Consider the following 19,088-nt stretch of genomic DNA (forward strand, 5'->3'; position numbering starts at 1 on the left):
GATTTGCCTTGAAGCTTATACACCACGCCAGTCTACCCGTGCATTACGCTCAGTCCGATAAATACGACAAATATATTCACCCAAAGGCAACGCATTTAAATGTTGCTGATAATCACGATATTCTTCGGACAAGGTTTCAAAATTTTCTTTTTCCCACGGCGTCCCCGGAATCGCCAATAATGGAGCAAGCATAGAGCAGACAGCAATATCCGCCAGACCTAAACGATTTCCGACAAAATAATATCCACCTTGACTAACCAGCATCTGATTGAGTTGCTGTACAGTGACATCAATATGCTGTTTGGATTCCGCCACAGTTTCCTCATTCAATGCATAACCCTTGGCGACCATCGCTTTTAATAAAGGTTTAGAAAATTTTTCAAACTGGCGCAAATAGCCCTGCTCACCAATTAAAATATCGAGAGATTCATGATCGGAAGTCAGCGCTTGAGAGAGCATCCAGCGGCGGACATGACGACCCAGCTCCAGAGTAATTTCATTAATTTCTAAGGCTTTATTTCGAAAATGTCCTTCAGCATACAATAAACGATGTTCTGGATAAGTATCATCCAGATAAAGCGCAATCTGGGTTGAATCTGCAATCCATTTGTCCTGATCGCGCAAAATAGGCAGACGATTCTGTCCTGTTTTCAGTCGGGCAAAAGCCCGATGTACGCCGGGAATCAGGTTGTGAGCAACATAGTACAGCTCTTTATGGTCCAGCATCCAACGTGCTTTTTCGCAAAAGTGAGATAAAGGAAACTGGTATAAAGTTCGCATGCATGCTCCATGTTTATCGTTATTGGATCAGGGCGTATAGGCCGCTGTTTTATTCAGATACTTTAGTCACTCAATTTTAGAAAAACAATGTGATTTTTATCCAAAAGTACAATACTGGCTGATTATTCCTCTATATTCGGCGGACTCATAATAAATCCGGGAAAGCTCAGCGGAGCTTTTAAGTTATAAGAAGCATTTGATTGCAATAAACCACAAGTGCATGACCTGACTTTAGCCGTGCTTTCATGTAAAATCGGGGGCAATTTTTATATAACGCTTTTGTGAGTTATTTCATGGGTTTTAATTGCGGTATTGTCGGCTTGCCGAACGTTGGCAAATCTACACTTTTCAATGCTTTAACCAAAGCTGCTATTGCTGCAGAAAACTTCCCGTTCTGTACCATTGAACCAAATACCGGCATCGTGCCTGTTCCTGACCCACGTTTAGACAAATTGACAGCAATTGTTAAACCGCAGCGCGTGATTCCAACGTCTATGGAATTTGTGGACATCGCAGGTCTGGTCGCTGGTGCTTCTAAAGGTGAAGGCTTAGGTAACCAGTTCCTGGCCAACATCCGCGAAACTGATGCAATCGCTCACGTGGTACGTTGTTTTGAAGATGAAAACGTCATTCATGTGAATGGTCGTATTGATCCACTGGATGATATCGCCACGATTAATACAGAACTCGCGCTTGCAGATCTCGACGCGGTGGCGAAAGCGATTACCCGTTTGACTAAATCTGCCAAAGGTGGTGACAAAGAAGCAATTGCTACTAAAGCAGTATTAGAAAAAATCCAGCCTTTACTCGATGAAGGCAAACCGGCTCGCGCAGCGGATCTGGATGATGACGAACGTAAACTGGTACGTGGCTTTGGCTTAATGACGCTTAAACCAACCATGTATATTGCCAACGTTGCTGAAGACGGTTTTGAAAACAACCCGCATTTAGATGCAGTCAGAAAATTAGCCGCTGAAGAAAATGCGATTGTGGTTCCACTTTGCAACCAGATTGAAGCTGAAATTTCATTGCTTGAAGATGAAGACCGTGCTGAATTCCTTGAAGCAATGGGCATGGAAGAACCGGGTTTAAACGTTGTAATTCGTGCAGGTTATTCATTACTGGGCCTACAAACTTACTTCACCGCGGGCGTGCAAGAAGTTCGTGCCTGGACCGTAAAAGTTGGCGCAACTGCACCACAGGCAGCGGGCGTGATTCATACCGACTTTGAAAAAGGCTTTATCCGTGCAGAATGTATCGCTTATGATGATTTCGTGCAGTACAACGGCGAAGCTGGTGCGAAAGAAGCAGGTAAATGGCGTCTAGAAGGTAAAACTTACATCGTTCAGGATGGCGATGTTTTACACTTCCGCTTTAACGTTTAAGTCGTTGCTGTTTGAAAAGCCCCTTTTAGGGGCTTTTTTTATTGCTTTTGAAAAGAGGATTCATACGTATAACAAGCTTTCTGAAAGTGCATAAGATCAACACATATTAACAGTAATGATAACTATTCTCATATATAAATATTAAATTAGAGCGTATCTTAAATCTAATGAAAAATAACCTAACTCCATTCTTCCCAAGGAATCCTGCCAATGAGCTACACCTTGCCTGCACTACCTTATGCTTATGATGCGCTAGAGCCTCATATCGATAGCAAGACTATGGAAATTCATCATAGCAAGCATCATCAAACCTATATCAATAATATCAATGCAGGAATAGCGGGCACAGAATGGGAAGATTTATCGGTCGAAGCCTTAATTAGCAAATTCAATGAAGTGCCCGAGCAACTCAGACAGAACGTGATCAACAATGCTGGTGGACATGCCAATCATTCCCTGTTCTGGACAGTGATGAGTCCAGACTGCGGTGGTCATCCCGAAGCTGAAATTGCCAAGGCAATCGAACATGAATTAGGAGGATTCGAGGCATTTAAAGAAGCGTTTACCCAAGCAGCGCTTAGCCGTTTTGGTAGTGGGTGGGCCTGGTTAAGTATGGCGCCAGATCAAACGCTTATTGTGGAAAGCAGTGCCAATCAGGATTCTCCGCTGATGCATGGCAATATTCCCCTTTTAGGTCTGGATGTCTGGGAACATGCTTATTATTTACAATATCAAAACCGTCGTCCGGAATACATCTCGGCTTTTTTCAATGTCGTGAACTGGCAAGAAGTGAATCGTCGTTATCTGGAAGCATTGAACACGCTTTAGCTTTAAATATTTAAGGAGATCGACCATGTCTACACCTATTCTGATTAAGCGCATAATTGGCAGCACACTCCTGATCTGTGGTGTATTTGTGATTTTATTAGAACATGTGTGGATACCCTCTTTTTAGAGTCTTGCTGTTGTCTCATCCTAAAAAAGCCAGTCTGAATGACTGGCTTTTATGCTTATAACTAAATGGCTAAAGGTTTATTGCATATTAGCAATCGCGGTGCCTTTTTGTTTGGGATCAGTATTTCCCAATTCAGGATTATCAATCGCATTCTGACATTGCAGTTTATCCCGCTCATAATCCGCCTGCTTTTGTTCCAGACTGCTGCCATTGTCGATCACGGTACGCGCCCAGATTTCCAGACTGGTTAAGGCTTTACGACACAGAGCATATTTACCTTCAGTCACCGAATCGGTCATTTTGACATTAATACGCCAGTCTGTGCTCAGCTTACGTGCCGGTTGACGCACCTGGGTTTCCAGCTGATCCACTTCTTTATTATAAACCAGTGGATCGACTTTATTGATCAGTTGCCATGCCGCATTGGCATAGGTGGTCGCATCATTAGTCAGTTTAGGTGCCGGTTTAATTTCTGGCTTATCAGTCGATTGACTGTCATTCCCACACGCTTGTAACAACAATGCAGTGCTCATTAAAGCAGCTGTCAGCATCGTACGTGTCTTGAACATCCACATATCAGGCTCGCCAATTTAAACATTTCGGCACTATGCTATTAAATTCACGTAGAATACACAATCTTCATTTGACCCATCGTTCAACTCTCCTTCAAGGTGTGTCGTGTCTGAACAGAATCAACTCGCTACGCAACCTGCTGGCTTCTGGCAAGGTGCAAAAGATAGCCAAGCGATCATCTTCACTTATTTACCAGTGTCGTTTGCTTTTGGCGTTTCAGCCACTCAGTTTGGCTTTACGGCTTGGGAAGCGCTGTTTCTTTCCTGCTCGATGTATGCAGGTGCCAGCCAGTTCCTTGTGGTCGCACTTTTAGGCAGTGGCACATCTATCTGGATGACGGCATTAACGGTGATTGCCCTAGACATTCGGCATTTGCTCTATGGCCCTGCGCTGCAAAACCTGATTCAAGACCGGCTGAATTTAAAGAAAACTGCGATCTGGTCTTGGGGTCTGACCGATGAGGTTTTTGCTTCCGGCATGATCAAGCTCTCGCAACGGCGTCAGGAATGGTCTGAATCCTGGATGCTGGGTTTAAGCCTGTTTAGCTGGATGTCCTGGGCATTGGGATCTTTTCTCGGTGGTTTATTTGCCGATCAGGTCAGCAATCTGCCGCAATTCTTGCAAGCGGCTCTAGACTTCCTGTTACCTGCGCTGTTCCTGAGTTTCCTATTGGCTGCTTTTGAGAAGAAATATACTTTTGTTGTGACTGTCACCATTCTGGTTTCTGCTGTGGCCTGTTACTTTATTGATCTGTCTGCCGCGATTTTCATTGGTATCAGTTCCGGTATTTTTGCCGGCCTGTTCAAGCACTATATCTTAAAACAGCCAGATCCTGAACATGCAGGAGATCAAGCATGAATCTAGAGATTATTCTGGTCGGCATTGTCGTCGGGATCGCCAATTTCGTCTCACGCTTCGGGCCTTTTTTTGTGATTCAGAAATTTCAGCAAGGCTCACAAAAACGCGGAGCATTGTGGCTAAAAATTGCCTTGGGTTCAATCGGCATTGCGGCAATCAGCTCCATGCTGGTAGTTGCTACCTTACCGCCATTATTAGAAACACCGAATAAAAGTATTGCGATGCTGGTCGGATTTATCGTACTCACTGCGTTGTACTTTAAATTCAAACGCATCGTGATGGCGACCCTGACCGCAGCACTGACCTATGGTCTGGTTTATACCTATGTGCCGATGACGTTTTAAGCTTGAACTGACTGATCAATCAAGATAAAGACCTATGCTTATGGAATAAGCATAGGTCTTTATTATATAAAAATAATTAGCTGATCCCTATCATTTTTCCTGAAAGAAAAAGCTCAAATAAAATCATTTCCGTATTCTTTTATACTTTTTTAATACTCGACCAGTTGTAGATAGAAAAAAGCTATTGCCAAAACAGGATATACCGTCTTCAAATCAGTCTGACAGATCAGTGACATGACAATTACGCCTTACTTACATCCAGAAAAACTTTATAAATAAAACTGTTGGACAATATCACAATTTTGTATGAATCTTGGCTTAACTGCCGGCTCAGTTCTGCTATGCTAAAAGTCCATAAAATCAAGCATGGATGACACACATGAGCGTGACTATTGGTACTCCCCTGCAAGCTTCTGCCTATAAAGTTCTATTATTGGGTTCTGGTGAACTGGGCAAGGAAGTGGTGATTTCACTACAACGTCTTGGGGTCGAAGTTCATGCTGCTGACCGTTATGAGCATGCACCTGCCATGCAAGTCGCGCATTATTCCTATACCTTGAATATGGCCGATGCTGAAGAATTAAAACAATTGATCCATCAAATCCAGCCACATTTAATCGTTCCTGAAATTGAAGCCATTGCCACACAAGTACTGGTTGACGTTGAAGAACAAAATATTGCGACCGTCATTCCTTCGGCTAAAGCGGTCAATCTGACCATGAACCGCGAAGGCATTCGCCGTCTGGCCGCAGAAGAACTGGGGCTGCCAACTTCAGCGTACCGATTTGCTGACAGTTTAGAGTCCTTCCGTGCTGCCTGCGACGATGTCGGCTATCCAAACTTTGTTAAACCAGTGATGTCATCTTCAGGCAAAGGCCAGTCTCGTGTCACCTGCTTTGATGAAGTCGATGCGGCTTGGGAATATGCACAAACTGGAGGTCGGGTCAATCAGGGTACCGTCATTGTAGAATCACAGATTGACTTTGATTTTGAAATTACCTTATTGACTGTTCGTGCAAAAAATCCGGCAACCGGCGAGATCGAAACCTCTTATTGCGATCCGATCGGACATCGTCAGGACTCGGGCGATTATGTCGAAAGCTGGCAACCTCAGCCGATGACTCCAGCAGCGCTAGAGGAATCTAAACGCATTGCCCACAAAGTCACCACAGCACTGGGGGGTTGCGGAATCTTTGGTGTAGAACTCTTTATCAAAGGCGACCAAGTATGGTTTAGTGAGGTTTCTCCTCGTCCACACGATACCGGACTGGTAACACTTGCCTCTCAATTCCAAAGCGAATTTGAATTGCATGCACGTGCGATTTTAGGCCTGCCGGTCAATACCACACGGCATAGTGTGGCTGCCAGCGCGGTGATTTATGCCGGGGTAGATGATCGTAATCTTTCATTTTCTGGCCTGAATCTTGCTTTAGCAGACGGCAATACTGATTTGCGCCTGTTTGGCAAACCTGAAGGCTTCGAACGGCGTCGCATGGGTGTTGCGACTGCACGTGCTGAAAGCATTGAACAGGCACGCGAACTGGCACTTCAGGTCGCAAATCAAGTTAGCATTAATCAAAACTAAGCTGAAATACCAACGGACCACTGTTCATGATCAATACCTTACCTCTGCTGAATTACATTAAAAGTAACCATGACATTAAAGCCATCAATCAATGGCGTAGTGATGTCGAAAATCAGCTACAGGAGAGTTTTGAAAATGGACAGTCGATTCGGGATATTATTCTGGCACGTTCCAATCTGATTGATGAAGCACTGCAATTTCTCTGGAAATATGCCGAACTGGATCAAAGCGATTTGGCCCTGTTTGCTGTTGGAGGTTATGGTCGCCGTGAAATGCTGCCTTATTCTGATGTCGACCTCATGATCCTGTCAGAAGACGAGATTAGTCCAGAGCAGGAACAGCTGATTTCTACCTTCATTTCATTACTCTGGGATGTCGGTAATTTCAAACCGGGGATCAGCGTGCGTACCATCAATGACTGTGTCAGTCAGGCCAGTAGTGATCTCACCGTTGCCACTACGCTAATCGAAGCACGCCTGATTATTGGCAATGAGAACCTGTGCAAATGGCCACGGCGCATCGTGTCACGCACCTGGACCGATAAAACCTTCTTTGATGCCAAAATGGATGAGCAGCATAAACGCTATGCTCAGCACAACAATACCGAAAGCAATCTGGAACCGGATATTAAAAATGCACCGGGCGGTATCCGCGACATCAACCAGATCGGCTGGATTGCCAAACGACATTTCCGCGTCAACCGGATTTATGATCTGGTACATCTGGGTTTTATTTCAGAATTTGAACTCGGTGTGCTCGAAGAAGCTGAAAGTTTTCTTTGGGAGATTCGTCATCATCTGCACCGCCTGACCAAGCGCGATGAAAACCGCTTATTGTTTGATTATCAGCGTGATATTGCGGCTAAATTCGGCTATGTGCGTGATGAGGCGCATCATCCAAATTATCCGATCGAACAGTTCATGAAGCGCTATTATCGCAGCGCACAGCAAGTCTCTACGCTCAATGAAATGCTGCTGGCCTACTTCAATGAATCTGTGATTACCCCACGTTTACCGCAATATGAACGCCAGATTGAGGAAATTAATGAAAATTTCAAACTGGTCGATGGCAAGTTAGCAGTTCAGCATCACAAGATTTTCTCGGAAAATCCAAGCGCGATTCTGGAAATTTTCTACCTGTTGGCCAATCGTCCTGAAATTCAGGGCATTCGTGCGCGTACCTTACGCCTGCTGACCTTGGCAGGAAAACGCATTGATCAGGATTTTCGTGATAATCCGGTGCATCAGGCGCTGTTTATGGCGATTATCCGTTCACCGCATCGACTCTACGATACTATGGTCGCGATGAAGCGTTATGGTGTGCTTGGAAATTACATCCCGGCCTTTGGACAGATTCTGGGACTGATGCAATATGACCTGTTCCATATCTATACGGTCGATGCACATACCTTATTGCTGTTGCGTAATTTAAACCGCTTTAAAGAACCTGAATTTGCCAAGGAATTTCCTGTGGTCAGTTCAGTGTTTCAGCGTCTGACCCGTCGTGACATCGTCTATCTGGCAGCAATTTTCCATGATATTGCTAAAGGTCGTGGCGGTGACCACAGTGAACTCGGTGCCAGCGACGCGATTAAATTCTGCCGTAGCCATGGCTTTACTGAACGCGAAAGTAATCTGGTGGCCTGGCTGATCCAAAATCATCTGGTGATGTCGGTGACTGCCCAGAAAAAAGATATTTCCGATCCGGATGTGGTCAAAGAATTCGCCGAAAAAATGGGTGACATGGAACATCTGGACTATCTGTACACCCTGACAGTCGCCGATATTAACGCCACCAATCCGAAGCTGTGGAATACCTGGCGCGCTTCGCTGATGCGTCAACTGTATACTCAGGCGCGCGATGTGATCCGCTCCGGCCTCGGCCGTCCGGTTGATTACCAAATGCTAATTGAAGATACCAAATTTGCGGCCAGCGAACTTCTGGTTCAAGATTTTTCACTGGATGAAGTAGAAAAAGTCTGGCAGGAACTTGGTGATGACTATTTTCTGAAAGAAACAGCAGATGAAATTGCCTGGCATACTCGTGCCATTTTACAACACGGGGATAATCCTGCGCCTTTGGTGCTGATGCGGGCGCACCGTAAATATGCCCAAGATGCGGTACAGATCTTTATTTATACGCAGGATAAACCGAATCTGTTTGCTACCACGGTGGCTATTCTGGATCGTATGAATCTGGATGTACAAGACGCACGGATTATTACTGCCACCAAAGCTTTTAGTCTGGATACCTATGTGGTGCTGGATCGCTTTGGTACCTTACTCACCGACCCTGAACGGGAAGCCACAGTGATTGAAGCTCTGAAAGATGCCTTGAGTCATTCAGATGAATATCCGGGCCTGATGCAGCGCCGGATTCCACGTCAATTACGTCATTTCGATATTGAAAATACAGTCGATATCAGTATCAATCCTGCCTTGAATCAGAATATGGTTGAAATTGCCACTCTCGATCATCCCGGTTTACTTGCCAAAATCGGTGGTTTATTTATGATGCAAGGGCTGGATATACACTCTGCCAAAATTGCCACACTTGGCGAACGTGCCGAAGATATATTCTTTGTCACCAAAAAAGATGGCAACCCTATGACACCTGGAGAATCTGCCGAATTTGCAGCTGCACTTAAAACTGCGCTGGATGAAGCCTCTCATCAGGTTTGTAGTCAACACTCACATTAAAACGCGGTTACTTATTCATGAACTCTAGCTTGTCTCTACTGCATCCTTATCCGTTTGAAAAGTTAAATCAGCTTTTTGCGGATATCCAGCCTGCAAATATGCCTTTAATTCCCCTGTCGATTGGTGAACCGAAGCATCCTGCACCGGAGTTTGTGAAACAAGCGATTATCGATAACTTCAAACATTTGTCGACATATCCAAACAGTAAAGGCCTGCCTGAGCTACGCGAAAGTATTGCCCAATGGCTGACGCGCCGTTTTAAGCTAAATAGCATCAGTGCAGACAGCAATATCCTGCCTGTTTCCGGTACGCGTGAAGCGATTTTCTCGTTTGTACAGGCTTTGGTGAATCGTGAAGAGGCACCTTACGTGGTGATGCCAAATCCGTTCTACCAGATTTATGAAGGCGCAACACTGCTCGCAGGTGCAAAACCTTATTTCATCAACTGTACTGAAGAAAATAACTACCTTGGTGATTTTGATGCGGTTCCGGCAGAAGTCTGGGAAAAAACGGCATTGCTATTTGTCTGTACCCCGGGCAATCCAACCGGTGCAGTGCTATCCAAAGAACAGTTTAAAAAACTGATTGCGCTGTCGGATCAATACAACTTTGTGATTGCTTCAGATGAATGCTATTCGGAACTGTGGTTTGATCAAGCACCTGTAGGTTTACTGGAAGTTTGTGCTGAAATCGGTCGTGATGACTATAAAAACTGTGTGGTATTTCACTCGCTGTCTAAACGCTCCAATCTGCCGGGCATGCGTTCAGGTTTTGTCGCCGGTGACGCAACTTTGCTAAAACCGTATTTGCAGTATCGTACTTATCACGGTGCAGCGATGCCGGTACAGCACCAACTGGCTTCTATTGCTGCCTGGAACGATGAAGCCCATGTGGAAGACAACCGGGTGCAATACCGCGCCAAATTTGATTTGTTCCAGCAAGAACTCGGTCACCTGCTGCTACTGAAAAAACCGGATGCCGGTTTCTACTACTGGCTCAAAGTCGACAATGATGAAGCCTTTGCCAAAATGCTGATGGAAAAAGCCCATATTAAAGTTCTGCCGGGCCGTTATCTGTCTCGTGATACTGAACAAGGTAATCCGGGTGAAAATCATGTACGTTTAGCTCTGGTTGCTGATCTGGCACAATGTGAACAAGTCATTCAACGTCTAAAAGCGATTCTCTAGACTTAAGTCATAATCAAAAAAACCACTGTAAATACAGTGGTTTTTTATAAAAATGCAATACGATCAATTTTAATCCAGCACTCAAAAATTCTTTCATGTCTCAAAATAAAGTTTAGAGTACTTTTTCGATTTCAACTTCAAGATCTTCAGGCTTGGTCGTCGGTGCAAAACGGTTCAAAACCTTACCATCACGTCCAATCAGAAACTTGGTAAAGTTCCATTTAATCCCATTTCCTAAAATACCTTTGGAATTATTGGTCAAATAACGGAAGATGGCATGCGCTTCAGGGCCTTTAACATCCACTTTGGAAAACATCGGGAAAGATACCCCGTAATTTTTCTGGCAAAACTCACCAATCTGTTCATTGGAACCTGGATCCTGACCGCCAAACTGGTTGCATGGAAATCCTAAGACCTCCAGACCTTGATCTTTATATTTCTCGTAAAGCTTCTCTAATCCTGAGAATTGTGGGGTAAAGCCACATTTACTTGCTGTATTCACGATTAAAAGTACCTTGCCTTCATAATCTGCAAGCTGTTTGCTTTTACCATCTAACAATTCAGCTTCAAACTGATAAATGCTGGTCATGGATAGGTTTCCTCATCATTTTTTTCTTGTGTTTCTAATTCTAAAGAAGCCGAGTTTACACAATAACGTAAGCCCGTCGGTTCTGGACCATCAGGGAAAACATGCCCTAAATGTGCGTCACAATGATGACAAACAATTTCAGTTCTGACCATCCCGTGTGAAGTATCAGGTAATTCTTCTATGACTGAACTGCTCAGGGGACGGTAAAAGCTTGGCCAGCCACAACCACTGTCAAATTTGGTTTCTGAAGTAAATAAAGGTTCACCACAACAGCGACATACGTAAACACCATCTTGTTTGGTATTCCAGTATTTCCCGGTAAATGCGGGTTCGGTTCCCTTTTGGCGTGTAATACGGAACTCTTCAGGTGATAACTCTCTTTGCCATTCTCTGTCTGTTTTATTGAGTTTTCCCATGATTGCGTACCTTTTTATCTTGCTATTTAAAATAGGATAATCCTATATTTACGTGATTCAATTTAAAAATTCTAGTGTTTATTTAACAATTTACAAAAGACCTATAATAGCCAAAAAAGCAAAAAGTAAGCAAATATTCGGAAACAAAGTAAGCAACTTATGTACTAAATGCTTTTTTGTGAGCAAATTTAGTGTTAAGCTTAGTCATATTCTTGCTCAGGATTAAAAAATGTCGCAAAAAAAGAGCGTGATTTTTAAAAATCTGTTACCTGTGATTAAACAGTATCAACAGCTAGGATTTACCCATGAAAGAATTGTTGCTTTACTCAGAGATGAACATCATCTCGATCTGGTAACAACTGAGACATTTAAAAGTTATTTATACCGTTATGCAAAAGTGACCTCCACTCTTTCCGAGAACATCAAAATGCCGAACACTCTCCCAACCCCTCGCGAAATTAAGAAATCGTCTAAGCTCGAGCATGTTTGCTACGACATTCGCGGGCCTGTGTTACGAGCGGCCATCGAGATGGAAGAAGCGGGTCATAAGATTATCAAACTGAATATCGGCAACCCCGCCCCATTCGGTTTTGAAGCACCACAAGAAATCATCAATGATGTGGCTTTAAATCTGCCAAATGCCATTGGCTATACAGATTCTAAAGGGATTTTCCCGGCACGTAAGGCGATCTGCCAGTATTACCAGCAAAAAGGCATTCTGGATATGCACGTCAATGACGTCTATATCGGTAATGGTGTGTCTGAACTGATTGTCATGGCCATGCAGGGTCTATTGGATGATGGCGATGAAATGCTGATTCCAATGCCAGATTATCCACTCTGGACTGCGGCAGTCAATCTGTCTGGCGGTACGGCGATTCATTATAAATGTGATGAAGAAAATCACTGGTATCCAGACATTGTCGATATGGAAAGTAAAATCACGCCAAATACCCGTGGTATTGTGATTATTAATCCAAACAACCCGACCGGTTCGGTTTATCCGCGTCATGTCTTGCAACAGATCGTGGACTTGGCCAAGAAGTATGACCTGATTTTATTTGCTGACGAAATCTATGACAAAATCATCTATGACGGTATCGAGCATGTCGCTGTAGCTGCCTTGGCAGGTGATCAGATTTGTGTATCATTTAACGGTTTATCAAAGGCTTATCGTATTGCTGGCTTCCGTTCTGGCTGGATGGCCATTACCGGCAATAAAACACGTGCAGCAGACTATATCGAAGGTCTGGACATGCTGGCATCTATGCGCCTGTGTGCCAACCATCAGGCGCAATATGCAATTCAGACTGCACTGGGCGGCTATCAGTCCATTAATGACCTGATTCGTCCGGGTGGCCGTTTGTATGAACAGCGTAATATTGCCTGGGAAATGCTGAACGAGATTCCTGGGGTGTCCTGTGTCAAGCCTGAGGGGGCGATGTACTGCTTCCCGAAACTGGATCCGAACGTTTATCCAATTCAGGACGATGAAAAGCTGATGCTGGACTTGTTACGTGCCGAGAAAGTACTTCTGGTTCAAGGTACAGGCTTTAACTGGCCGACACCGGATCATTTTCGTGTGGTGTTCCTGCCGGCTGAAAATGAACTGCGTGAAGCGCTTACCCGTGTTGGCCGTTTCCTGGCCAAGATGCGTTAACTCCTGAAATAGACAACATAAAAAAACCGCATTTCTGAATGCGGTTTTTTTATTTCTCTCCATATTCAAAGTTTCGACTTATAACATTTTAAAAAGTACAAAGACTTCCTGAAGCACAAATTCCTGCACTCAACGGTTTCTTATCAAGTGATTTCTCCTTAATCACGAAGATTCATGTTATTTTTTAACCAAATATAAAACTTTATGAGTACACGGATGTCCTCACACACAATTAAACTCAGCCTGTTTCTCTGCCTTAGTATGTGCTTGGGGATTGGCATTCTTCGTTTCTCTTATACTGCGCTGTTACCCGGCACACGAGAAGCCTTTGGCTGGAGTACAGATTTTGCCGGGCTTTTGGGCAGTGCCAATTTACTGGGTTATTTAATCGGTGCCTATACCGCCATGCGTCTGCCTCAAGACCGCAGTATGAGCAGGTATATTCAAATTTCAGCTTTTGCCGGTATGTTCAGTCTGATGTGCTGTGCATTTTCTGGTTTCTCTGAAGTTTGGTATATCTTTTGGCGCGTGATTTCAGGAATCAGCGGCGGGCTGATGATGATCTTATCGCCGAGTGTAGTTGCGCAGTGCTGTGAGCTTCAGGATCGTCTTAAAATCAACTTTATCGGTTTTAGCGGAATCGGATTAGGTGTATTAATTGCAACCCTGTTTCTGCCTTATCTGGATCAGATTTCCATACAGACTGCCTGGCTGATCTTATGTGGCTTTGCCCTGCTCATTTGTCTATGTTTAAGTGGACTTATCCAAAAATTTAAGCCTTATTTGTCCGTACAAGCACCTTCGACTACCTCCAAGATATCTTTGAATAGCGTCTTTTATAGCTTACTGGCTGTCTACGCGTGTAGCGCCTTTGCCTATATACCGCATTCGCTCTTCTGGATTGATTATTTAAGCCAGCAGTTGGAATTGAGCTTGTTCTGGATTAACTTCAATTGGATTCTTTATGGATTTGGTAGTGCTTTAGGCGCCTTCAGTGCTTATGCACTGGCCAGAAAATTCGGTAATTTTGCTGCCCTGAAAATTCTTTATAGTCTTTATATTGTGGCTATTTTTATTGCGACTCTAGAGGGCCAAGCATTGCTCACGTTGAGCTCTTCCTTTTTGACCGGCATGCTAAACCCTGCTGTGGTCTTCCTGACCTCTTATACCATTTTGCAACTGTATGGGCTGGCGTATAAAAAACTCTGGAGCATTGCCACCTTGTGTTTCGCCTCTGTTCAGCTGATTGGCGGACTCAGTTTTAGTGCGCTGCAATATTTTGGCTTGAGCTATCATCAACAGTTCATATTAGCTGCATTTGTTCTTTTATTAGGAACATTGCAATTATTCTGGTGTACCCGTCCTGCCAGATTCACTCCTGAAACACACTCCCATCCAGTTTCTGCTCAAGGAGAAGGCACTAAATAAGGATATGGATTGGTCGCCCCTTGCCCACTCAGATAAATCCCGTAATGTAGATGTGGCGGAGTATTTTTGGCATTTCCAGTATTGCCGACATAGGCAATCACTTCGCCCGCTTCAACCCAGTCGCCTTCCTGAATATGCTCAGCATAATCATCCAGATGCGCATAGTAATGCTGACTCATATCAGGCCCTGTCACCCAAATAATTTTCCCGCCCAGATTATTGGTGCCAATTTTACGTACAATCCCTTGGGTGGCACTTAAGACAGGTGTGCCACGCTGAGCAAAAATATCTGTCCCTTCATGTTTACGGCCTGCACTGCGCGCGGCACCCCACGTATCATTAATTTGGCGGACTGTAATACCTTCGACCGGAATCTGTAACGGTGCTTCTAATTGAGTCTTTTTCAGTTGCCAATAAAGATAAGGACTTTTCCATCCTGCTGCTTCACCTGAAGGTGGTGGCTGACAGGCGGTCAAGACAAAGCATACAGATAAAATTAAGCTTAAAATCCGAAAAAATTTCACCAATATTATTCGCATTTATTTTAGAAAGATGGTTTTTATCTTAAGCAGAACAGCACAATTTAAAGTCGTAATCTTGTAATTTTTTGAATGATATTTTTATAAAATCAATGATATAACAACGCCCTTATGTAAGGGGGTTGTTATGGAAGGTAGCTAGGAATTACTTACGTTTTTTTGCACGGGAGGGTTTGGCTGGTTGTTGCTGTTGCTGTTGTTGCTCTTCATTCTGAGCGCTGTCCTGCTTGTCCTTTTGTTGGACCTGCTTATGTTTCGCTTTAGATTTGGCCATATTATGTACTCCTTCGGAGAAACGTCTCTATCACTGGAAGTTCCATTGATCACTCTAACGTTTTTGGAAAATATGCCAATCATCGAGCTGTATCCAAATACGTCAATGTAATAATAGGTTGGCTAAGTGATTCAACTCAGAACAAATCCTGTTCTGGCTCACTACAATCTTTACGCAAAGTTGCAGCTTGATACTCATTTTAACTTTTGGGCGTTTATCAATCAGAATTTAAGAAAATTTAATCCCCCTGAGAAACCTGCGATTAATATAGGTTTTAATTAGGAGAATCAGGCTTTAATGAGTTAAGTATATCTGCAATAGTAGGATGATCAAATTCAAAAAAAGCTCGCAGTCTTGCGCTTGACCTCCAGCGCAAGACTGCGTGAATGTTCGCTCTTTGGCTGTTTTTATAGCTAAAATCTTCTTTATGATCAGGTCAGGACTTCTTTCTAGTAGTTCATGTTTAACGCACAATTTAGTTCAAGGTGATTCTAGTCATGTCCATTTTTTCTCTTTGATTAACTTAATAACCTTTTTTTACTTCTGACAGATTCGATATCTATCTGATCCAAGCATTTGAGGGCTTACTACTCTATACTTTTAAACTGTAACATCTACCACAGCCTGTATTGTTGGTGTAATATCAGCACCAATTTCATTCCCTTTGATACATGGGACAATTGGATTATTTGCTAGGTTGAGTGACAGGTCTGCATTAACGGTAATTTGGCACCATCCGCAGGTACTACGATCTTTTGATATTCTATTCTTCATATTTTTCCGAATGCTACTGACAAACCTAAAAATAATTGCCAATTAGGCAATACTTTCAACTGTTCTTAACGCATAATATTCTAATCCAGATTCGTTGTTTTTGAGATTTATACGGGAAATAACCAAATTTCCCTTTAAAATAAGCCTCTACATTTTTTAAGTTTATGTAATTATAGAAGTTATTTACTATGAAAATCGTCATTTTAAACAAACCCTATGACGTCCTCTCCCAATTCCGCCCAGATGAAAAACACCCAACCATGGCTGATTTCATCGACGATAAAGATTTACGTCTTGCTGGTCGTCTGGACATGGACTCAGAAGGTCTGGTTTTTTTAACAGATCACGGTGGTCTGAACCAGTACATCACCAATCCTGCCAATAAAAAGTTTAAAACCTATATGGTGCAGGTTGATGGTGATGTCACCGAAGAAGCACTTGAGCAGCTTCGTAAAGGTGTGGAACTTAAAGATGGCATGACCCTTCCAGCCAAAGCTGAAAAAGTATCTGAACCGGAATGGTTGTGGGAGCGTAATCCTCCTGTACGTTTCCGTGCATCTGTCCCAACGTCTTGGGTTGAGATTTCAATTTGTGAAGGCCGTAACCGTCAGGTTCGTCGTATGACCTCTGCGGTGGGCTTCCCTACACTGCGTTTAATCCGTACTAAAATTGGTGATATTGACCTTGTACGTATGGATATTAAACCGGGTGAAACCAAAGAAATTGAACCTTTACTTTATCCAGATTTCCAGAATGTTCCTGCTGAAGAGCCATACCGTTCACGTTCTTATGTGAAAAAACCGGGTGGTACGGGTGGTAAGCCAATGGTTCGCAAGAACAAAGATGGTTCAGTGAAAAAATCAGGTACCAAACGTATCTGGCAAATGGACGAAAGCGAAAAGCCGAAACGTCGTACCAATGGTACAACTCGTCCAAATACCAAAGCACCTCGTGGTCGCGGACGCGGTCGTGGTTAAAACCCAGTCTGCTCATCAGGTAGGGACAGGCTAAAGATCACGCCAGACGGTGTATTTTCTACAGTTGTCTGCCCCTGATGGAGCTGCATGATCGACTGTACAATGGCAAGGCCCAGACCACCCGTCTGGGCTTTTTCGTGCCGGCTGTCATCGATCTGATAAAAACGCTCAAATAAATGCGGATGGTGCTGCTCTGCAATCCAGACTTCTGGCGTCAACACTGATATTTTAATCCTGTGGTTGAGTCGCTGTGCAGACACAATAATCTCACTCCCAGGCTGACCATAAGTAATGGCATTGCTGATCAGATTGGCGACTGCGCGCTGTAACAATACGGTGCTGGCTGTCAGACTTAAATCTGGCGGAACATCCACTTTTAAATGCATCTGCTTCTCTTCGGCCAGAAAGCTGAAGTACTCAAGCAATTCTTGCAGCATGTCATTTAGATTGAAACGCTGTTTTTCAATCGCATATCCGCCATGTTCTACCCGGGCGATAAACAGCATACTTTCAATCATCTGGCTCAGGCGTTCGTATTCTTCCAAGTTGGAATAGAGCAGATTTTCCAGCTCAGCAGGTTCGCGCGACCGCGATAACAGAATCTGTGTCTGCCCGATTAAATTGTTTAATGGGGTGCGAAGTTCGTGTGAAATATCCTCAGAAAAACGTGCCAGCTGCTGATACGCAGCCTGAATATTAGCGAGCATATCGTTCATGGCCTGACGCAGCTCTTGAACCTCAAGCGTATTACTCTGAACATCGATGTGCTGATTGGGCTGCTGAATATTGACCTGTGCTGTAGCCAGCATCAACTGGCGCATGGACTTGAGAATATAGCGTCCTGCCAGCCAGGCCATCAAGGTCGAGAGCAGTATGCCAAGCAGACTATAGAGCACCAGTTTTGATAAATAGCTTGCCAGTATCCTTTGTCCCTCTGCCAGCTGCTTACCAGCCACCAGTTGATAACTGCGACCATCAAACTGCACCTGTTTAAAAGCCAGTCGTGTCGAAGGCTGTTCAGCCTGATTATTCTGAAACTGTAAGGCAGAGGTATAGTGCAATGCCGGAATATGAATCTGCAAAGGATTGATTTCAATCAAGCGATTATTCTGATGTTGCAGCAGCAGTAGATTATCTTCTTGCCCCAGCATGTTTTCATATAATTTGGGATGCTGAACCAAAAGCTCGAAACTCTGGGCATCTTCAAGAAATATTTCAATTCGGGAAATACGTGCAGCCAGTGCCTGATCCTGCTGAGCCTGAATCATCTGTTGCATATTTTGATAAGACAGTAACGCCACACTCAAAAAAACCACGCAGGACACCAATGCAAACGCAATACTCAAGCGTGTTGCCAGCGGTAATAAGATAGGATTGTTCATGGGTATTCATCAAGTTTATAACCCATACCGCGTACGGTATGAATCAGTTTTGGCGTGTAATGATCATCAATTTTGCTCCGCAGCCTGCGAATGGCCACATCCACCACATTGGTATCGGTATTAAAATTGATATTCCAGACCATGGAGGCAATCTGGCTCCGGGTCATCACCTGCCCCTGATGCTCCATCAACAGTTGCAACAGCGCAAATTCTTTCTGGCTTAATTCGATCTTTTGTTCATTACGATATACTTCATGCTTTAGGCGGTTCAATACCAGACCTGCAACCTGATAGGCCTCCTGCTCCAGTCGCGGCACACGGCGCAACAGACTTTTGATCCGGGCCAGTAACTCAATATAGGAAAAAGGTTTGGTCAGATAATCATCGGCGCCAAGCTCCAGGCCTTTCACCCGATCCAGCACATGATCGCGTGCAGTGAGCATCAATACCGGAATCTGGCTAAAAGTTCGCAAGGTTTTCAGCACCTGCCAGCCGTCCAGATCTGGCAGCATTACATCCAGCAGTACCAGATCAAATGACTGTTGCTGCAAACAGGCCAATGCCAACACGCCATTTTCAGCAATGGCCGTGCTATAACCTGACTCACTCAGTCCTTTTGCCAGATATTCAGCAATCTTGACTTCATCTTCTACAATTAAAATATGCATGTCAGTAGTTTAGCT

General features: G+C 43.9%; 18 protein-coding genes and 1 pseudogene. 10 read left to right on the forward strand and 9 right to left on the reverse strand.

All coding sequences use genetic code 11. The features are described 5' to 3' along the window. Positions 1–15 precede the first annotated feature (15 nt). Positions 16–780, reverse strand: coding sequence for a glutathione S-transferase family protein (locus KT990_RS03125; protein ID WP_005097394.1), 765 nt, complete (start codon positions 778–780; stop codon positions 16–18). A 293-nt stretch (positions 781–1,073) separates the two neighbouring features. Between KT990_RS03125 and ychF the strand changes: the two genes are divergently transcribed. Both ychF and KT990_RS03135 read left to right on the forward strand, forming a co-directional pair. Next, positions 1,074–2,165 (forward strand): redox-regulated ATPase YchF, encoded by a 1,092-nt coding sequence (ychF, locus tag KT990_RS03130; protein WP_005097395.1) that lies wholly within the window; start codon positions 1,074–1,076, stop codon positions 2,163–2,165. A 210-nt stretch (positions 2,166–2,375) separates the two neighbouring features. After that, on the forward strand, positions 2,376–2,993 hold the full coding sequence (locus tag KT990_RS03135) for a superoxide dismutase (protein WP_218209152.1): 618 nt from the start codon (positions 2,376–2,378) through the stop codon (positions 2,991–2,993). A gap of 204 nt (positions 2,994–3,197) precedes the next feature. On the opposite strand, the gene KT990_RS03140 is transcribed toward KT990_RS03135, so the two are convergent. Next, complete coding sequence (locus KT990_RS03140) at positions 3,198–3,695, reverse strand: hypothetical protein (RefSeq protein WP_005170291.1); 498 nt, start codon at positions 3,693–3,695, stop codon at positions 3,198–3,200. Between the two features lie 103 nt (positions 3,696–3,798). On the opposite strand from KT990_RS03140, the gene KT990_RS03145 reads away from it, so the two are divergent. From KT990_RS03145 to dapC, 5 genes are all read left to right on the forward strand, one after another. Beyond that, complete coding sequence (locus tag KT990_RS03145; RefSeq protein ID WP_218209153.1) at positions 3,799–4,551, forward strand: AzlC family ABC transporter permease; 753 nt, start codon at positions 3,799–3,801, stop codon at positions 4,549–4,551. Beyond that, entirely contained in the window at positions 4,548–4,895 is a 348-nt protein-coding gene (gene ygaH, locus KT990_RS03150; RefSeq protein ID WP_005097402.1) for an L-valine transporter subunit YgaH, read from the forward strand. The genes KT990_RS03145 and ygaH overlap by 4 nt, the downstream gene beginning before the upstream one ends. A 370-nt stretch (positions 4,896–5,265) precedes the next feature. Beyond that, positions 5,266–6,480: a formate-dependent phosphoribosylglycinamide formyltransferase gene (purT, locus tag KT990_RS03155; protein ID WP_218209154.1), complete on the forward strand. Its 1,215-nt coding sequence runs from the start codon at positions 5,266–5,268 to the stop codon at positions 6,478–6,480. A gap of 26 nt (positions 6,481–6,506) precedes the next feature. Next, positions 6,507–9,179, forward strand: a complete 2,673-nt coding sequence (glnD, locus tag KT990_RS03160; protein ID WP_218209155.1) for a [protein-PII] uridylyltransferase — start codon at positions 6,507–6,509, stop codon at positions 9,177–9,179. 17 nt (positions 9,180–9,196) lie between these two features. Then, entirely contained in the window at positions 9,197–10,366 is a 1,170-nt protein-coding gene (dapC, locus tag KT990_RS03165) for a succinyldiaminopimelate transaminase (protein ID WP_218209156.1), read from the forward strand. A 112-nt stretch (positions 10,367–10,478) separates the two neighbouring features. Here dapC and KT990_RS03170 read toward each other — a convergent pair whose 3' ends face one another. Together KT990_RS03170 and msrB are read right to left on the reverse strand one after the other, a co-directional pair. After that, the gene (locus KT990_RS03170) at positions 10,479–10,955 is read right to left on the reverse strand and encodes a glutathione peroxidase (RefSeq protein ID WP_005170286.1); all 477 of its coding nucleotides are present in this window, start codon (positions 10,953–10,955) and stop codon (positions 10,479–10,481) included. After that, positions 10,952–11,371: a peptide-methionine (R)-S-oxide reductase MsrB gene (msrB, locus tag KT990_RS03175; RefSeq protein ID WP_005097408.1), complete on the reverse strand. Its 420-nt coding sequence runs from the start codon at positions 11,369–11,371 to the stop codon at positions 10,952–10,954. The genes KT990_RS03170 and msrB overlap by 4 nt, the downstream gene beginning before the upstream one ends. Positions 11,372–11,600: 229 nt before the next feature. Between msrB and KT990_RS03180 the strand changes: the two genes are divergently transcribed. Continuing rightward, positions 11,601–13,031, forward strand: coding sequence for a pyridoxal phosphate-dependent aminotransferase (locus KT990_RS03180; RefSeq protein WP_218209157.1), 1,431 nt, complete (start codon positions 11,601–11,603; stop codon positions 13,029–13,031). Positions 13,032–13,247: 216 nt separating this feature from the next. After that, positions 13,248–14,459 carry a YbfB/YjiJ family MFS transporter gene (locus KT990_RS03185; protein ID WP_005170284.1) on the forward strand — a complete coding sequence of 404 codons (1,212 nt, stop codon included), beginning with the start codon at positions 13,248–13,250 and terminating at the stop codon, positions 14,457–14,459. Here the strand turns inward: KT990_RS03185 and KT990_RS03190 are convergent. From KT990_RS03190 to KT990_RS03195, 3 genes and pseudogenes are all read right to left on the reverse strand, one after another. Next, complete coding sequence (locus tag KT990_RS03190; protein ID WP_218209158.1) at positions 14,438–14,998, reverse strand: M23 family metallopeptidase; 561 nt, start codon at positions 14,996–14,998, stop codon at positions 14,438–14,440. The genes KT990_RS03185 and KT990_RS03190 overlap by 22 nt on opposite strands. A gap of 145 nt (positions 14,999–15,143) precedes the next feature. Continuing rightward, complete coding sequence (locus KT990_RS13565) at positions 15,144–15,272, reverse strand: hypothetical protein (RefSeq protein WP_005170281.1); 129 nt, start codon at positions 15,270–15,272, stop codon at positions 15,144–15,146. A 603-nt stretch (positions 15,273–15,875) separates the two neighbouring features. Next, positions 15,876–16,039, reverse strand: a pseudogene (locus KT990_RS03195) (NADP-dependent isocitrate dehydrogenase); the annotation flags it as partial. A gap of 195 nt (positions 16,040–16,234) precedes the next feature. On the opposite strand from KT990_RS03195, the gene KT990_RS03200 reads away from it, so the two are divergent. Then, a complete protein-coding gene (locus KT990_RS03200; RefSeq protein ID WP_180038733.1) occupies positions 16,235–17,023 on the forward strand; it encodes an rRNA large subunit pseudouridine synthase E in 789 nt (262 codons plus the stop codon). On the opposite strand, the gene KT990_RS03205 is transcribed toward KT990_RS03200, so the two are convergent. Together KT990_RS03205 and KT990_RS03210 are read right to left on the reverse strand one after the other, a co-directional pair. Continuing rightward, positions 17,020–18,405, reverse strand: coding sequence for a heavy metal sensor histidine kinase (locus tag KT990_RS03205; RefSeq protein ID WP_100357729.1), 1,386 nt, complete (start codon positions 18,403–18,405; stop codon positions 17,020–17,022). The two genes, KT990_RS03200 and KT990_RS03205, sit on opposite strands and share 4 nt — an antisense overlap. Further along, a complete protein-coding gene (locus tag KT990_RS03210) occupies positions 18,402–19,073 on the reverse strand; it encodes a heavy metal response regulator transcription factor (protein WP_005097421.1) in 672 nt (223 codons plus the stop codon). Before KT990_RS03210 ends, KT990_RS03205 begins: the two co-directional genes overlap by 4 nt. Between the last annotated feature and the right edge of the window lie 15 nt (positions 19,074–19,088).

The organism is Acinetobacter sp. F9 (assembly GCF_019195275.1).
In the GTDB taxonomy this organism is placed as follows: domain Bacteria; phylum Pseudomonadota; class Gammaproteobacteria; order Pseudomonadales; family Moraxellaceae; genus Acinetobacter; species Acinetobacter pseudolwoffii.

Excerpts from the sequence above, each read along its gene's own strand:
- KT990_RS03180 (WP_218209157.1), top strand. The coding sequence starts at position 11,601 with ATGTCGCAAAAAAAGAGCGTGATTTTTAAAAATCTGTTACCTGTGATT.
- glnD (WP_218209155.1), top strand. The coding sequence starts at position 6,507 with ATGATCAATACCTTACCTCTGCTGAATTACATTAAAAGTAACCATGAC.
- msrB (WP_005097408.1), bottom strand. The coding sequence starts at position 11,371 with ATGGGAAAACTCAATAAAACAGACAGAGAATGGCAAAGAGAGTTATCA.
- KT990_RS03205 (WP_100357729.1), bottom strand. The coding sequence starts at position 18,405 with ATGAACAATCCTATCTTATTACCGCTGGCAACACGCTTGAGTATTGCG.
- purT (WP_218209154.1), top strand. The coding sequence starts at position 5,266 with ATGACACACATGAGCGTGACTATTGGTACTCCCCTGCAAGCTTCTGCC.
- KT990_RS03190 (WP_218209158.1), bottom strand. The coding sequence starts at position 14,998 with ATGCGAATAATATTGGTGAAATTTTTTCGGATTTTAAGCTTAATTTTA.
- KT990_RS13565 (WP_005170281.1), bottom strand. The coding sequence starts at position 15,272 with ATGGCCAAATCTAAAGCGAAACATAAGCAGGTCCAACAAAAGGACAAG.
- ychF (WP_005097395.1), top strand. The coding sequence starts at position 1,074 with ATGGGTTTTAATTGCGGTATTGTCGGCTTGCCGAACGTTGGCAAATCT.
- ygaH (WP_005097402.1), top strand. The coding sequence starts at position 4,548 with ATGAATCTAGAGATTATTCTGGTCGGCATTGTCGTCGGGATCGCCAAT.
- KT990_RS03125 (WP_005097394.1), bottom strand. The coding sequence starts at position 780 with ATGCGAACTTTATACCAGTTTCCTTTATCTCACTTTTGCGAAAAAGCA.
- KT990_RS03140 (WP_005170291.1), bottom strand. The coding sequence starts at position 3,695 with ATGTGGATGTTCAAGACACGTACGATGCTGACAGCTGCTTTAATGAGC.
- KT990_RS03170 (WP_005170286.1), bottom strand. The coding sequence starts at position 10,955 with ATGACCAGCATTTATCAGTTTGAAGCTGAATTGTTAGATGGTAAAAGC.
- KT990_RS03210 (WP_005097421.1), bottom strand. The coding sequence starts at position 19,073 with ATGCATATTTTAATTGTAGAAGATGAAGTCAAGATTGCTGAATATCTG.
- KT990_RS03200 (WP_180038733.1), top strand. The coding sequence starts at position 16,235 with ATGAAAATCGTCATTTTAAACAAACCCTATGACGTCCTCTCCCAATTC.
- KT990_RS03135 (WP_218209152.1), top strand. The coding sequence starts at position 2,376 with ATGAGCTACACCTTGCCTGCACTACCTTATGCTTATGATGCGCTAGAG.
- dapC (WP_218209156.1), top strand. The coding sequence starts at position 9,197 with ATGAACTCTAGCTTGTCTCTACTGCATCCTTATCCGTTTGAAAAGTTA.
- KT990_RS03185 (WP_005170284.1), top strand. The coding sequence starts at position 13,248 with ATGTCCTCACACACAATTAAACTCAGCCTGTTTCTCTGCCTTAGTATG.